General features: G+C 43.8%; 13 protein-coding genes. 4 read left to right on the top strand and 9 right to left on the bottom strand.

Going from position 1 to position 15,041, the window contains the following annotated elements; genetic code table 11:
* Nucleotides 1–83 precede the first annotated feature (83 nt).
* The 3 genes from MKY14_RS26385 to MKY14_RS26375 form a co-directional block, all read right to left on the bottom strand.
* On the bottom strand, nt 84–305 hold the full coding sequence (locus MKY14_RS26385; protein ID WP_076126905.1) for a helix-turn-helix domain-containing protein: 222 nt from the start codon (nt 303–305) through the stop codon (nt 84–86).
* A 140-nt stretch (nt 306–445) separates the two neighbouring features.
* Nucleotides 446–1,243 (bottom strand): WYL domain-containing protein, encoded by a 798-nt coding sequence (locus tag MKY14_RS26380; RefSeq protein WP_076192619.1) that lies wholly within the window; start codon nt 1,241–1,243, stop codon nt 446–448.
* On the bottom strand, nt 1,230–2,543 hold the full coding sequence (locus MKY14_RS26375) for a helix-turn-helix transcriptional regulator (protein WP_340977714.1): 1,314 nt from the start codon (nt 2,541–2,543) through the stop codon (nt 1,230–1,232). Before MKY14_RS26375 ends, MKY14_RS26380 begins: the two co-directional genes overlap by 14 nt.
* 229 nt (nt 2,544–2,772) lie before the next feature.
* On the opposite strand from MKY14_RS26375, the gene MKY14_RS26370 reads away from it, so the two are divergent.
* From MKY14_RS26370 to MKY14_RS26360, 3 genes are read left to right on the top strand one after another with little or no spacing between them, the layout of a single operon-like run.
* A complete protein-coding gene (locus MKY14_RS26370; protein ID WP_076305136.1) occupies nt 2,773–3,564 on the top strand; it encodes a nucleotidyltransferase domain-containing protein in 792 nt (263 codons plus the stop codon).
* A 25-nt stretch (nt 3,565–3,589) separates the two neighbouring features.
* Complete coding sequence (locus MKY14_RS26365) at nt 3,590–4,855, top strand: class I SAM-dependent methyltransferase (RefSeq protein WP_340977713.1); 1,266 nt, start codon at nt 3,590–3,592, stop codon at nt 4,853–4,855.
* 3 nt (nt 4,856–4,858) lie between these two features.
* Entirely contained in the window at nt 4,859–7,444 is a 2,586-nt protein-coding gene (locus MKY14_RS26360) for a metallophosphoesterase (protein ID WP_340977712.1), read from the top strand.
* Nucleotides 7,445–7,657: 213 nt separating this feature from the next.
* Here the strand turns inward: MKY14_RS26360 and MKY14_RS26355 are convergent, their stop codons facing one another.
* The 3 genes from MKY14_RS26355 to MKY14_RS26345 form a co-directional block, all read right to left on the bottom strand.
* Nucleotides 7,658–10,039, bottom strand: coding sequence for a GH36-type glycosyl hydrolase domain-containing protein (locus MKY14_RS26355; RefSeq protein WP_340977711.1), 2,382 nt, complete (start codon nt 10,037–10,039; stop codon nt 7,658–7,660).
* A gap of 215 nt (nt 10,040–10,254) precedes the next feature.
* Entirely contained in the window at nt 10,255–10,863 is a 609-nt protein-coding gene (locus MKY14_RS26350; RefSeq protein WP_076126916.1) for a zf-HC2 domain-containing protein, read from the bottom strand.
* Nucleotides 10,860–11,342 (bottom strand): RNA polymerase sigma factor, encoded by a 483-nt coding sequence (locus MKY14_RS26345; protein WP_036687188.1) that lies wholly within the window; start codon nt 11,340–11,342, stop codon nt 10,860–10,862. The genes MKY14_RS26350 and MKY14_RS26345 overlap by 4 nt, the downstream gene beginning before the upstream one ends.
* Nucleotides 11,343–11,544: 202 nt before the next feature.
* Between MKY14_RS26345 and MKY14_RS26340 the strand changes: the two genes are divergently transcribed.
* Nucleotides 11,545–11,886 (top strand): nitrous oxide-stimulated promoter family protein, encoded by a 342-nt coding sequence (locus tag MKY14_RS26340; RefSeq protein WP_076126918.1) that lies wholly within the window; start codon nt 11,545–11,547, stop codon nt 11,884–11,886.
* 48 nt (nt 11,887–11,934) lie between these two features.
* Here MKY14_RS26340 and MKY14_RS26335 read toward each other — a convergent pair whose 3' ends face one another.
* From MKY14_RS26335 to MKY14_RS26325, 3 genes are all read right to left on the bottom strand, one after another.
* Nucleotides 11,935–13,086: a glycosyltransferase gene (locus MKY14_RS26335; RefSeq protein ID WP_340978063.1), complete on the bottom strand. Its 1,152-nt coding sequence runs from the start codon at nt 13,084–13,086 to the stop codon at nt 11,935–11,937.
* A gap of 269 nt (nt 13,087–13,355) precedes the next feature.
* The gene (locus MKY14_RS26330; protein WP_340977710.1) at nt 13,356–14,435 is read right to left on the bottom strand and encodes a saccharopine dehydrogenase; all 1,080 of its coding nucleotides are present in this window, start codon (nt 14,433–14,435) and stop codon (nt 13,356–13,358) included.
* 98 nt (nt 14,436–14,533) lie between these two features.
* Nucleotides 14,534–14,854 (bottom strand): ArsR/SmtB family transcription factor, encoded by a 321-nt coding sequence (locus tag MKY14_RS26325; protein ID WP_076279933.1) that lies wholly within the window; start codon nt 14,852–14,854, stop codon nt 14,534–14,536.
* Nucleotides 14,855–15,041 lie beyond the last annotated feature (187 nt).

Genomic DNA, 15,041 nt, shown 5'->3' with positions numbered 1-15,041 from the left:
GGGCGCTTTTCTTTGCTTTTTCTTATGATCTTATTACTTGAGTTATTGTCGATTCAAAAACTATTAATTTTGTGTTGATTTGATTAATCTTTATCATCAACCAAATCAATAATCTCACGAATATCCTCAATATTTAAAGCTTCTGCAATTTTGCCTATATGACTAAAGTTAATATTCTCCCTTTTTCCATTAGCTAACTCACTTAATGCGGCATGTCGGACATCGGATATTCTGGATAATTCTCGTAGGGAAATCTTATGTTTTTTGGTCAATTCTGAAATTTTCACTATAACTCTCTTTCCCACTTCTAATCCCCTCACTAACTCTGAGTTTTTAAGAAAGCTGCTGTAAGTAAGTAAAAGACACCTTAACCGTGTCCTTTACTTTACTATATAAGCACGTTTCAGCACTTCAGGATAGTTGACCAGCTTATACTAATTCTCGGTTATTCCCCATACCGGTCAATCGCCATAGCTGCGGATTTCAGCATGCGCCGCTTAAGATGCTCACCCTCGACGATTTTTACGCGGAGGCCAAGAAAACGGATTTTGGACAATAGGAATTCGCTATCGTCTCTCATGTAGATGACTTTGATTCGATAGATACCCGAATTTTCATCAAAGGACACGGATTTATCAAAACAGGAAAAGGCGTACAGAATTCGTGATAGCTCAGCATTAAAGGTGGGGATGACTTGAATACATGCACATTCCTTCTGATCCTCTAATAATCGCATTATCCTTGCTTTTAAATCATTAATCCGTTTGGCAGGGAAGGGAGCTACTTCAACAGAAATAATGTTTTTTAGTTTAGTGGACATAAGAGAACGTTGCCGGGTGCTGTACCATTGCAGATACCACTCCCGCTTATACATGTTGTATTCCAGCTTGTGAGGGAACCCGGCTTGGTCAGTTCGTTGGCCTCCATGCTTAATATGGAAAGTAATAAGGATCGCTTGATTCTGCATGATTATACGGCGGAGTGTACGAAGCATTGGATGATAGACCTGCCGCTCTTTGCTTTTAGCTTTCTCCATAATAATTTGCCGCACTTCTGTGGACGCTTCTGCCTCCAATATGGCGTTCAATTTACTTAAGGTATCCAGTGTAAAAGCTGCTTCTGAGGCCGGGTGCATTAACATGGTTTTCAGCCAGGAACGTTCCTGGGAGGTCAGCGCTAATGAACCCACTTCGTCGAGGCGTGAAATGATTTGGAAGTTAAATATTTTCTCAAATGGATTCATAATAGCTGTGAATCTCCTTCCACTCCGCGATAAATTGCTTACGCAGCCAAGGGGGTTCTAATACCTCGCAGCTCGAGCCAAAGCTTCGTAACCACGGCTTAATTTCATAAATACCATTCACTATGATCTCATAAAGGAATGTAGAATCGGACTCTTCCGTAATTTCTCCCCACTGTCCCTGCGCTTCAACCCGCTCCCGAATAAAATTAACACCTGGGCGATTGGGGTTATAAAATCTCGCCACCACTTTAATTGCACGGGTGGTATCTATAACCCAGCTGGTTGTCATCTGTTCTTCCAGATTGCTGAGTTTCTGAGCAAACTCTGCTTCTTCCACAGTGTTGCCCTCCTCAATTTGAGTGAGGCCCTCCATTCGGAATTTCATGATGCCCATACGTGAATTATGTCCGATTAAATACCAGCGCCCATATTGATGGTCATAGATGACGCGGAGCGGAAGAACAGTTTCTGTGACGCCCCTTGTTTCCCGCTCAAAGAGAGGATTGGTATTCTGAGAGGCGTAGTTTTTGCCCTTTTTAGGGGATAGATATAGAAACTTGATTTTTTTTCGCTGCTGAATGGCTGCAAATATCGTATATAGGTGTGCCTCATCAAGAATACGTGAATGATAATTATATTTGTATCTATGGGTTTCCGTAGCTTCGAGGGTATAACCCCGCTTCCGCAGGACCTTTTTTAAGGTGTCGCGCAGCAGGTAACCTTGCACAGACGGAGTCTGCGTGTTGGCGATGACATCAACATAGTCGTAAAGATCCAAGAGCTGATCGCCGGATAATTGATCAATCAGATCGTTAGCAGCCTTGTATCGATAAGGCCGACCTTCGTTTACACGAAGAATAACGCCAACTTCCTCAAGGTATTTCAGATCTCCACGGATGGTTTTCTCATCGGGCATTGGATAATCGGTTGGCATTTGCTCACTGCACACATCCTGTAGATCTTTAGCCGTTAGCTCCTGAGTCTGGAGCGCAGTTAATAGTAGTGTAAGCCGGATGCTCTCCGTTTCCTTAAGCGACTTCGCCCGGAACAAGAACAGGAGCAGCGGGTCGGCAGATTCATAGTAGTTATAGCGGAGCCACTCAGAGAGTTCTGTTCCTTGTTCTGTAGGCAGATCCTGTTGTAAGACGGTTACCATGCCCTTCAGGTTGCGCAGCGTTTTGTCATAGGTATGTACAGAAATGCCGAGACGATCGGCGAATTGTTGTCTGCTGTAAGCTCCCCCCGCTAAAGAGAGCATGCGAAGAAATTGAATCTCCTTGTCAAAACTTTCCCGGGCCATTTGTATCCCTCCAGCCTGTAGCGAATCCATAAGAAATAGTAGTACTCATTATATTAAGCACCAGAGTTGAATAAAATGGAAGTGTTTTTGGCCGCCGCCATACTTCCGCCCTGTTCGTTACAGGGAAGATGAGCGAAGATAGATCCATGAAGCCAAAGCAATTCTGATGAGGCGTTCGAATAGTAACAAGGGTAGAGAATAGGGAAGTAACCGATCTGGAGGGATGAAGATGGATCCTATAAACAAGCTTATCCGTGAGCAGCTGGAACAGATTGAACAGGAGGAGCAAGTTACAATATTGTATGCCTGCGAATCAGGCAGCCGGGCGTGGGGATTCCCATCGCAGGACAGCGATTATGATGTGAGATTTATTTATCTACATAAACCGGAATGGTATCTATCTATTTTTGATAAGCGGGATGTGATCGAGCGTCCTATTAACAATATGCTTGATATCAATGGCTGGGATTTGCGGAAAGCACTGAATTTATTTCGGAAGTCTAATCCACCGCTGCTGGAGTGGCTGCAATCACCCATTCAATATGCAGAAAAGTACAGTACAGCAGAGAAGCTTAGAAGCATTTCCCCGTACACATTTTCGCCGAAGTCTTGTATGTACCATTACTTAAACATGGCAAGAGGGAACTACCGTGATTATTTGCAAGGCGAACAGGTCAAGATCAAAAAGTACTTTTATGTACTTCGTCCCGTTCTAGCCTGTGAATGGACTCAACGATATGGAGAGATGCCGCCGATGGAGTTCGATGTACTGGTAGATCGGCTTATTCCGCAGGATGAAGAGCTGTGGCAGGTGATTCAGCAATTGCTGGCACGAAAAAAATCCGGTGAGGAACTAGACTACGAGCCGCAGCTAACCGCGATTAACGATTATTTAGAAGAACAGTTCCAAGTGTTGGATAAGGTGGCGGCGTCCTTGAATGCTAAGGAGAACAACAGAGATCATCAGCTGGATGCTCTATTTCGAGAAGCTTTACAGGAAGTATGGGGACGGGCCCTATAGAAAGATTGATAGGAGGAAGATGGTAGTGGCTATTGTACAACTGAAATCTACGAATCCAAAATTCACTTTTTTAATTAAAAAAAATCCAGTGACAGGTATGCAGCTTCGTCCGGTTCGTCAGGGATTGGCTTATGGATGGTATTCTGATGAGGCAACTTATAACGTTTATTTTAAGGACGCAGATAACGATATATCCTACAAGCAGAATGGAAGCGAGAGCTTTGAGTATTTAAATGTATCCCGGTTTAATACACCTCTATTTCCGCTTAATGCGGTCAATGAGTTTTTCTCTACACCCTTCAAAGCCCAGGATGAACGGGATGCGGAAGGATATGAGCATTCTTTTTTCATCAATATGGTTCAGGTTGAGCGGATACACTATGTTGAATTTTTCCAAAAGCATTTAAAGGGATATACCTTCTCCTTGCAGCATCAGGCACATAAGAGCTATTCCCTGACGATTACCACACATAAAAGCTTGTATCACCTCTTACATGTTGTTGGTGTGCTGTCCTTGTTCTTATCCATATTTGGGGATGAGTACATAGATATTTCGGATGCTATTTTGGATAAATATATCCGCAGCCTTAACGTCATTGATGCACCTTTTTATATAAGAAGTCTATTTGCAAGGAATTTCCTTACCTCTAAGGAACGGTTCAAGCGATATAAAGCCTCCATCGAACAAACAGACCAGTATTCTATTGGGCTGGAGTATGGCGGTACTGCGATGCAGCGGCGTAATTTTATTTCGAGTGTGCTTCCATTCAATAAGCCGATTCTGGACATCGGCTGCGGAGAAGGTTTCTATGCAATTCCGTTTGCCGGAAAAATAGAGAGCACCTATTATGCGGTAGATATAGCCGAGGCGTTGCTGGAGGTTGTGAATCGGAAAGCGAAAGCTAAGGACATTGATAACATTGCAACCTTTGGCTCACTGGACCATTTTCTGGAGTCGTACAATGGGGAGCAGGTTGATGTGATTCTAACAGAAGTTGTAGAGCACATGAGTGAGGGTGAAGCGGCAGAGCTTATTCAGCAAATAATCGGTAATGTGAATTTTCAACAGCTTATTGTGACGACACCGAATGCTGATTTCAATCGTTACTATGAGCTGGAAGGATTCCGGCATGAAGATCACAAGTGGGAAATGGGACAGGAAGCGTTCGGGCAATGGGTTTTGGATACGGTTCAAGGTTTAGCAGTCGAGGTTGAATATTTGATGGTTGGTGACCGGGTTGGCGAGATCCGTACGACGCAATGCGCTATTGTGCGAAGAAAGGAGGAATAGGCAATGGAAATTCAAACACGTGTACACACCATATTTCTGCTTGTAGGAGCAACGGAATGCGGGAAGTCAACTTTTGCTAAAGAAGTTCTGATCCCGCAGTTAAAACTAGAGGATGCTTCTAAAGGGTTACGTACGAATGTGCAGTACTTATCCTCGGATAGTATCCGCCAGGAGATATTGGGCTACGACTATGATAAGTATGATCAGGTTATGCTGGAGGCCAGTTCGCATACCTTTCAATTATTGTTTGAGAGATTGAAGCTAGTCACTTCTTTTCCAATTAATGCGGAGTTTGTGGTGATGGATACCATTGGGCTATCCGAAGATTACCGTAGTAAAGTCCGTGAGATCGCCGGGCAAAATAATTACAATCTGGAGGTTATTCTGTTTGATTACCGTAAACGGGAGGATTACTACGTCTCGGAGCGCTCGAAGAAGCTGATCTCCAATCATTTAAACCGGCTGAGAAAAGAAGTCCTGCCTGTTCTGTCACGGGAAGGTTACAACAAGATTCATAAAGTGCGTGCTAAAGATTTTATTCTCGAGGGTGAAGGGATACCTAACCCGGACTACCGGGTGATTATACAGGATTGGGATACTTACGCATCTACGGTACTTCTACAAGCACAAGAGTATATTGTGGTTGGGGATGTTCATGAGTGCGTCGAAGAGCTTCAGGGACTATTACGTAATTACGGCTACAGGGTGCACGAAGGTAAGTTAAGTGCAACAGATAAGCTCAGTAACACACGAGTCATTCTTGCTGGTGACTGGATTGATAAGGGCAAAAAGACACGGGAGACGATTGAGTTCTTATTTGATAACCGCGAGCATTTCCTATTTGTTATGGGCAATCACGAGAACTTTGTATACAAGTACGTAAAGGGTGAGATTCAAGGAACCGATCCGGAACTGCTAAGAACGTACTTTGATTCCACCCAAGTGCTTAAGGAGGATACCGCGCTTTTTAGTAAATTTTCGGCTTTAGTGGAGCAATCTCAGCCCTTTTACCGCTATATAGGTATGCAAGGTCCTTCTTTTTATGTTACTCATGCTCCTTGCCGTAATAAGTACATTGGTAAGCTGGATACGAATTCACTACGCCATCAGCGTAACTTTCGGCTGGATCGTGAGGTTTCCTTTGAGGAACAGCTTGATTTCCTAAAGCAAGAGGCTGTGAGTAATCACCCCTTTCATCTCTTCGGACATATTGCAGCCAAGCAGACTTTTCGGATCAAAAACAAACTCCACCTCGACACAGGGAGTGCGCAGGGTAATGAACTAACTTCTGTTCGCATGTCGTTTAAACCTTTCTATAAAAGTCAAAAATCGCATGTGACTACGGTGCACGAAGAGCTACCTATCCTGTTCCGGGAAAAGCAAACCGTATCCTTGTTAGAGCTTGATTACGAGTCTGTGCGCAGACTGCAGTATTCCTCGCAGAACCGGGTCAACTTCATCTCCGGGACGATGTCACCTGCGGATAAGGATATGGCTGCCGGTGAGCTTGAGTCTCTGCGAAAAGGGTTGGATTATTTTTCCGAGCGTCGTATATCTGAAGTCGTCCTGCAACCTAAATATATGGGATCACGCTGTAGTGTGTACCTTTACCGGGATATAGAGCAGTGTTACGCAATTAGCCGGAACGGCTACAAGGTTAAGGCGGTCGATCTGACGCCTATCTACGAACAACTGCTGCATAGATTCGGAACCTATATGGCTGAGCAGGGGATCCGTGTGCTTTTACTGGATGGCGAGCTGCTGCCTTGGAAAGCGCTGGGGGATGGGTTAATTGAGCGTCAGTTCCGGCCGATTAGCAAGGCGCTGGAGACAGAGCTGGATTTCTTAAGACAATATGGATTTGAGGAGTCACTGGGTAAACTGATACAGGATTTTGAAGCAAGCGGGTTTGAACAAGACCAGCACCATATGTCGAAAGAGGCGCTTAACAACAACTATGGGCCTCATGTTTACCAGACTTTTAAGTATGTCCGTGACATAAGAGAATCGTATGCAGATCTTGACCAGCGTAAGGAAGCTTACAGAGTATACAAGCAGCAACTGGAGTTGTATGCGGGTGCTGCAGAATTAGCGTACAAACCTTTTGCAATCCTGAAGGAAGTACTGGAGAATGGTGCTGAACGGGTACCTGACGGTAAAACCTCCGAATTATACAGGTTCTTAAATGATGATGAATCTCTGGTTTTGGACTTGAAAGAGCCTGATGCCTACATCAGAGCAGAGGAGTATTTCGCAAAGATAACGGTAGAGAAACATATGGAGGGAATTGTAATCAAACCGGAGCAAGAACAGCAGGGGGTAGTCCCATACATGAAGGTCCGCAATCCGGGCTACCTGTCGATCATCTACGGGTACGACTACAAGTTTCCACATAAGTATGCCAAGCTGATGAAACAGAAGAATATCGCTCCTAAGCTTCGGACGTCCTTAATCGAACACCGGCTGGGCAGACAAATGCTAGAAGTGAAGCTGGATGAGATCTCGTCTGACAACGAGGACTACAAGCAAATTGCAGCAAACCTGTTATTCGAGGTAACGAAAGAGAAAGAGATCGACCCGAGGTTGTAGAGGATTGTTACAGGCGAAGAAACTTGGTTTGCCAATTATGAGAATGAGTTCAGGCTGTCGGGAAGGTCCCGGCAGTCTTTTTTTCGTCAATTGTATCCAGCTCAATCGCGGTCATAGAGCCGGAAGGCAAGTGTACAAGCCTCGTTCTAATTGTAAAAACAGGAGGACGCACCTTATCGGTCCGTCCTCCTATCTATTCCTCATAAATACGCCTTAACCCATAATAACGAGCACGTTGTTTTCTGACGCCATTTTGGCCACCGGGATCAGGTTGCCTTGAATTTCTTCACCGTTAATAACGATATGGGTAACCCCTTTTTGTACACCCTTCTTGTTCTCCACCTGGATGTTCAGCTTCTTCCCACGGAATTCCCGGACCATGGAAAAGTCTGTCCAGCCGGAAGGAACACACGGGTTGAGGCGAAGGCCATCAAATTGCGGTTGAACCCCCATAATGCCTTCCACCAAGGAGACCATCACGGTTGAAGCGGTGCCGGTCAGCCAGTGGACATGCGCCCGGCCTTGATATGGGCTGTCCTTGGACTCGACAAACTGGCCATGTACATAAGGCTCGAGTTTACGGATTTCAGCCTTATCGTTCATGCTGGCCGGACTGCAATTCAGGAAGTATTCGAACGCGCGCCCACCGTTGCCGATCATGGTTTCCGCCAGAATGAGCCATCCCTGCGGCTGGCTGAAGATGCCGCCGTTTTCCTTAGTTGAGGCGTTGAAAAGAGCCATCAACGCTACTGGCAAACCGTATTCACGGAACGGAGGGTAGAATAACATAGTGCCGTAATCGGTCCGCAGATTCTCATACACTTTGTCCATGGCGAGCTTCGCCTGATCCGGGCGGGCTGCACCGCTTAATACGGCCCAGCTTTGCGGATTGAGCCAGATCTTGGCTTCATCATTTTCCCAGGAGCCGATGGTATAGTTGTCTTCGGTAAATCCGCGGACGAATTGATCGTTCTCCCAAGCGTGTTTTTGAATGTTATCGTCCAGCTCATCAAGCAGGCCCTGCGCCCATTGAATATCTTCAGGCTTGTTCTTATTTTGTGCGATTTCCATGAATACCTTGAATGCCATATACAGCTGGAATGCGACGAACAACGACTCACCCTTGGCTCCAAGCCGTAGGCAATCGTTCCAGTCGGCATGAAGCCCAACCGGCATGCCGTGTGCGCCCATACGATCCAGACTGAACTGAAGTGCCTGGCGCAAATGCTCGTACACTGTGCCCTCGCCTTTATCCGAATAAGGGATTATTTCATCTGTGAAATCCCAGTTGCCACTTTCATTCAAGTATTTAATGACGGTGGGGAACAGCCATAAAGCGTCATCAGCCCGATAATGGGGGTGACCGGTTTCCCGCACGTATTCTGGATCATCCGGTGTGCCCTCATGCCCAGGATTGTGGTCAAATTTCACCAACGGAAGTCCACCGCCGTTGGAAACCTGGGCGGATATCATCAGTCTTAGACGTTCAAGGGCCATCTCATGATCCAGATGAATGATGCCTTGAATATCCTGCACGGTATCCCGATATCCGAGTCCATTACGAAGACCGGAGTATTGGAAGGAGGCTGCACGTGACCAGATGAAAGTGATAAAGCATTGATATGCATTCCAAGTGTTGATCATGTTGTTCAGGTTATCGCTTGGTGTCTGAACCTGGAAGCGGTTAAGTTTGCTGTGCCAGAATGCTTTTAACTCTTCGAGTTCTTTATCTACCACGGACAAGTCCTTATAATGGCTGAGAATTTCGGAAGCGCCTTTCTCATCATACTGTCCCAGTAGAAATACGATTTCTTTCTCTTCTCCCGGCTGCAAATCTACGTTAATCTGCAGGGCCCCGCAGGAGTTAGTATTGTAGTTTAATGAATTGGAGCATTGGCCGTTCTCAACAGAGGCCGGATTGCCATAACTGCGGTAATCGCCTAGGAACGTATCCCGGTCACCGTCATAAGCGGTAACTTCTGCACCTGCAGCCCCGAAGAATCTCCAGGTTTGTTCTTCGGGGGTGTTTTCATTGATGACTTGAAGGATCATATTATTTTTATAGTAGGTCCGTGAAATAAACAGAGTGTACTGAAGGTTGACGGTATCCTGCTCATAGTTGTTATTGTTGGTTAATTCAACAAATCCGAAGAGAGCCAGCTTGCGTGCTTTGGAGCCATCATTGCGCACCTTCATGCGCCACACCTCATAGGTTTTGTTCAGTGGTACATAATATAATGATTCTGTATGGATGTTATCGTAGTCCGAGACAATGTTCGTGTATCCGGTTCCATGATGGCATACCGACTTATATTGCTCCAGATCTTTACCCACTGGCTGCCAAGAGCCGGACCAATAATCCCCGTTCTCCAAATCTCTCACGTAAATATAGCGTCCGGGCTCGTCCTTAGAGTTGAAGTGGTAGCGGATATGCCGCCCATTTGCGCCAGACTTTACAAAGCTATAGCCGCCTGCGTTACCTGAGATGATTGCACCGTATTCCGGCGAGCCGAGGTAATTCGCCCAAGGGGCAGGCGTATTCGGCTTGGTAATGAGGTATTCCTTGTTTTTTTCATCAAAATAACCATATTGCATGACCATTCCTCCTATTAAGTGGTTAATGGGCCGATCTATAAACGCGCGTTCACAAAGAGGTGAAATATCCATGTGTAATTTTATTATAAGATACTTTTAGTAAATCGATAACCCTATATTTTAGCGAAAAAACGAACAAAAATGCTAACTTTTTTAGTAGGGTGTAAAGCGAAAGACACCTTAAAAGGTGTCTTTTTTTATTTTAGCGGCAATGTCTACTCCACTAAAACACCATTAACAAACGTCATAGTTTTATCTTTGAATTCAAGAATAAACTTGTTTGGAAAATCTAGATCGGTATGAATCTCCGTCCCCAACATAACTTTTTTGCCTACATCATCAAAGGGATTATGAAGTAAACCTCTAGGCGTATACCTAGTTTCAGAACCGATTACATTATTATTCTCATCGCGGATAAATTTGGTTTTTCCTGAGAACACGAGGTCCTTGCCATTTTCCAAAGTTAGATGAACTTCCAAACGATCCTTTGTCTTCTGATAATCTATGACTACATCTTTAGAGGATACAGGGAAACCGATAACAAAAAGTCCAATAAGGGCTGTAGCCAGTATGAGTACCGATAAGACGGAAAAAATGAGAGTTTTTATATTCTTTTTTTTCACTTTTTTAAAATAATTGAGTTTGTTAACTTCCTCTTTATCAATAATAGGCACACTTAGATTTGCTGTGGCGGTCATTTCATTATAGGATTGAAGGCAGCTTTCACAGGATTGCAGGTGTTTTTCGATTTCTTCGTTACTATGTACAGAGGTTAGCTTTTCAATATAGGAAGGTAATAAATCCTGAATGATCTCGCATTTCATGAAGATCTTCCTTTCATTAATTTTTGTTTTCCACGGTAAAAGGTAACTCTTGCCCAGGTCTCATCTCTGCCAAGAATTTCGCCAATTTCCCGAAAACTGAATTCTCCGGTCAAACGCAGATATAATACTTCTTTGGTGTTTGGATCAAGTAAATGAAGTTGTTTAAATAAATCCATTTTGTCCTGAGCAAAAATGAACTGGGATTCTGTTGAATTTGCGTTAGCCAAAGGAGCGTCTTCTAATTCCTCAGACTTCCGCTTGCGCTGCTTGTCCAGCTCCTGATACCACACATGTTTAGCAATTTGACAAAGCCAAACGTATACTTTGCAGGTTCCATCGTATTTATCTATCGATTTTATAGCTCTATAAAAAGTTTCTTGGGTGATTTCTTCTGCCAGCAAGTGATTATGACAAAAGCTAAATACGAATTTATATACTTGGGTTGAATATTCCCTGTATAATTGCTCGTTGTCCTGCATCCATTCACCTCCTCAAGTTATATATCCGTAAAAAGCTATAAACGTTACAAGTTTTTTTAAATAAATTTGATTTATAATAATCGCTTTCAACCCCGGTATGTGAGGGAATTAAGGAGGTTTAGCGTTAAGGCTAGTTTCACAGTTGGTTTACCCTTTATAATTACATGAGATCTTATTGTACAAGTTACAAGGGGGTTCATATATGATAACAAAGGTAAACCGGCAGTTAAATGAGGGTCCTAAAATTCTAAAAGAACAAGAGCTTGTTACCAAAATGATTCGTATATATTGTAAGAAAAAACATCATCATAAAGGCTTTTGTGAGGAATGTCAGGAATTAAACGAGTATGCGCTGAAGAGGTTAGCCTATTGTAAGTTTGGTGAAGAGAAAACAGCTTGTGCCAAATGTCCTGTTCATTGTTACAAACCGGATTATCGCCAAAGAATTAAAGGGGTTATGCGTTTTTCTGGTCCGTGGATGCTGCTCTATCACCCCATTGAGTCGATTAGGCATATTCCGCTACCTAATAAATTGAGAAAATAAGTAAAAACCGGACATCATTTGATGCCCGGTTTAATGTATTTTTAGGTATTATTCTCCCAGCTTTTCAGCCTTCACCAAAATCTCTCGCAAAACACGGGCAACCCGGCTTTTTCTTCTCTTTACTTTTACACTTATCCGTCTTAACGACTCTTGGTATACGGCGGTATCATTGGGTTCATAGAGCTGTTTGGCGGCAATCCGTAACGTCCTTCTCATTAATATTGCTGATGAACGTGTTGACTTCGTTCGGTATCCTCTGCGCAAGACCCGTATAGTATGTTTGTATTTCTCCAGGTCTTCGTTTGGAGGAACAAGGGCGAACAGATTTAGGGAGGAGTCATTGAACCCGTAGCTTTTGAACATGATTTTTAGATTCTCAATATTTATGAGATTTCCTCTGAAGTGGGTTGGATGTTCTTGGTGAACGCCGACAACTTCTTTGATGCTGTGAAAAGGGATTTTTAATCGATGCAGTCGATACCCAAGATCCCAATCTTCGAGTCCATAGAGGATAAACTGTTCATTAAAACCTCCAGCCCGAGTTAATTGGCTGCGTCTTATGGACACACAACGTGTGACGAGTAACATCCAAGGGGCTACATCTGTGCTGGCAAATTGCTTTTTAGTATTTGGAGGAACTCTTGAGGCAAAGGTGACTTTTGATAACGTCTCCGTCTGCTGAAGGATATCATTGGGTGTGATTATTGGGATGATTTCAGTCGCTGATTCGAAGTCAGGATTCCATAAGTTAGAAGGCGAAAGTGTATTACGGCAATGTTCTTTTTCTTCAGGAGAAAAGTCTGGGTAGTAGTGGGTATAAGCGTCATCCCATGAGTGTGGAATACCTGAAATTATCGACTTAGGATATTTACGGTGATACTGGTTTACGATCCTAATGAATTCAGGGAATACCAGAAAATCAGCATCGCAGAAGATGACGTATTTCCCTTTTGCCTGACTCAGCCCCAAATTTCTTACGGCAGAACGGCCGCGTTGTTCCTGCTGAGCGACATAAATAAGCGGATAAGAAGTTTGAAAGCTTTCGACCATTTCCTTAGTACCATCTGTAGAACCGTCATCTGCGATGATTACCTCGAACCGATCCTTCGGATAGGTCTGTGTCTCGAATGAAGTGAGTGTAAGTAGCAGCTGCTGAAGTCGGTTATAGGTTGGAATTATGATGCTGTAACGGATAGCCAGAATGATCACCCCCACCATTTAATAAAAGCCCTTGAATAGGATAAATAATAACAATATATTCAGGGACTTTAGCCTGGTCTAGTCAAACGCCTTTAAGGGTGGAAATAGGCAGGGGACAGGGTTTAGCACGAATCAAAGATTTTATCTTTTTGTGAACTTACCTAGCTCCGTCTCATCTCTATTGTAAAGAACCCGCTATATTAGCGGGTTCTTTACTGTCTGTGCGCTTAATTGTAGTAGACAGAATGCTCGGTATATGTGAAGTGCTATTAGTGAGATATAAGAACCCCATATTGTTTAAAAAAGTTGGTGATTTCAGAGATGTCCATCCGTTCATCAGGTAGATCTTCTGGATAATAAATGCCTGGGACCAATGGTTCTTCCTTTGATATCCGCAATAGCTTTTCTGCTTGGACAGCAGCTCCCAAAGCGGTAAGATGAGTCTGACCAAGCGGGTCAGAAATCGCTATTGTCCGTTCAACCCAGTGCCCATTATGATCCAGGCCCTTTAGATGAATAAGGATATGATGTGCGCTGCCAGTACCAGGATTGTAGAGCAGTCTTCGTCTAAGCGAACGGAATCGGTCCCCGCTGATCATCTTCCATATTCCGCTGTTAACTAGTCCGACAAGGATGGAGGTGGAGGCTTTGCTGTCGAAGGAGATGCGGAAGCTGGCGGAGTCGATATGCTCAGCTGTTGGCAAGGTGACATGATCTGGGGTGTCAAGCCGATAGCATTTTGCTGTATATCCATCTGGAAATTGGACTTTGATGGGGTCAGTCATTGGAAATACAAGACGTTTTCCCCCCCGTTCTGTAATATGGAATGGAATGGTCATACGATCCATGTACGCCGCGGAGTCGGGTCCTGCTTTGTCACGTAGAGAGTACAACGCGTGAATATCAACGGCGACGTTTTGAAACGTGGCCGAGTGCAGCATGGCGAACAGCGAAGCAGTTCCCGCCATCCATCCCGAAGAAAGCACGATAGGAGCATAGAGGTCTGCTTTTTCTAACTTTGTGATTGATTGTTGGAATATCTCTGTCCAGCGAGTAAGATCGATCAGTGGGATTTTTCTTCTAACTGCAGACATAAGTAGCCGATCCTGCAGATCGTTGACGGAATTGATGATTAGCGATACATTATCGCCTGCATAAAGCAGTGGATCATCCGCATTATTATCAACTACGACTGTTTGTACCCGTGTGGACTCAAAAGGTGCTGCTTTTTGCGGTGACCTTCCTCCCAATATAATCTCGAGATCGGGATGTCGATCGTGTAATATTTGAGCAATTTGTCTGCCGACGGCACCGTATCCTCCTACAATAAGTACCTTTTTCCTATGCATATCTGCAACCTCCATTTAAATGTTTATATGTTTAAGTTATTTAACGTATTGCTTAAAAAAATAGGAATGACAAGTGCTAGTCAGGTTAATGGCATTAATTAGCACTGGCATTCCTCTTCAACGAAATGGACAAGTTGTTTCATAAGCGCTATCGCTTCGTCAAACTCAAGTCTGTAGAACATTTCCGTGCCCTTCTTCTGAACCTTAAGCAGCCCTGCTTGCCGTAATATTTTCAGATGATGAGAGACTGTAGGCCGGGACATGGGGATATGCTCTGCAATTTGGCTCACATTCATACTCTCTTTGTCGATCAGCAATGCAATGATTTGCTGACGAATAGGATCCCCCAAGCCTTGGAAATAGGGGCTTAAATTCTCGAAAATATGAATCGCCTTCTGATTACTACTAGATTCGTTCATAACTCCCTCCGTTATAATGTTTAATTGTTTAAACGTATCATAATATATTTCAGGGAATAATTCAATGCGTTGATAGTCTCCGTTATTTTGGAGGAATCCTAGTTTATTAAATATAATCAAGGGACATATGGATATTTGTATTAAAATTGTGAGGTCATATGGTAAGGCGGTTTTATGGATGAACTCA

The organism is Paenibacillus sp. FSL R5-0887 (assembly GCF_038002305.1).
GTDB classification, from domain to species: Bacteria; Bacillota; Bacilli; order Paenibacillales; family Paenibacillaceae; genus Paenibacillus_AQ; species Paenibacillus_AQ odorifer.
The sequence above is the reverse complement of the archived record's forward strand: the minus strand, read 5'-3'. Positions and strand labels throughout refer to the sequence as shown.

Bases quoted from the DNA above. Each gene is read 5' to 3' on its own strand.
- MKY14_RS26355 (WP_340977711.1), bottom strand. From the start codon at position 10,039: ATGCAATATGGTTATTTTGATGAAAAAAACAAGGAATACCTCATTACC.
- MKY14_RS26360 (WP_340977712.1), top strand. From the start codon at position 4,859: ATGGAAATTCAAACACGTGTACACACCATATTTCTGCTTGTAGGAGCA.
- MKY14_RS26370 (WP_076305136.1), top strand. From the start codon at position 2,773: ATGGATCCTATAAACAAGCTTATCCGTGAGCAGCTGGAACAGATTGAA.
- MKY14_RS26350 (WP_076126916.1), bottom strand. From the start codon at position 10,863: ATGAAATGCGAGATCATTCAGGATTTATTACCTTCCTATATTGAAAAG.
- MKY14_RS26380 (WP_076192619.1), bottom strand. From the start codon at position 1,243: ATGAATCCATTTGAGAAAATATTTAACTTCCAAATCATTTCACGCCTC.
- MKY14_RS26345 (WP_036687188.1), bottom strand. From the start codon at position 11,342: ATGCAGGACAACGAGCAATTATACAGGGAATATTCAACCCAAGTATAT.
- MKY14_RS26340 (WP_076126918.1), top strand. From the start codon at position 11,545: ATGATAACAAAGGTAAACCGGCAGTTAAATGAGGGTCCTAAAATTCTA.
- MKY14_RS26325 (WP_076279933.1), bottom strand. From the start codon at position 14,854: ATGAACGAATCTAGTAGTAATCAGAAGGCGATTCATATTTTCGAGAAT.
- MKY14_RS26330 (WP_340977710.1), bottom strand. From the start codon at position 14,435: ATGCATAGGAAAAAGGTACTTATTGTAGGAGGATACGGTGCCGTCGGC.
- MKY14_RS26375 (WP_340977714.1), bottom strand. From the start codon at position 2,543: ATGGCCCGGGAAAGTTTTGACAAGGAGATTCAATTTCTTCGCATGCTC.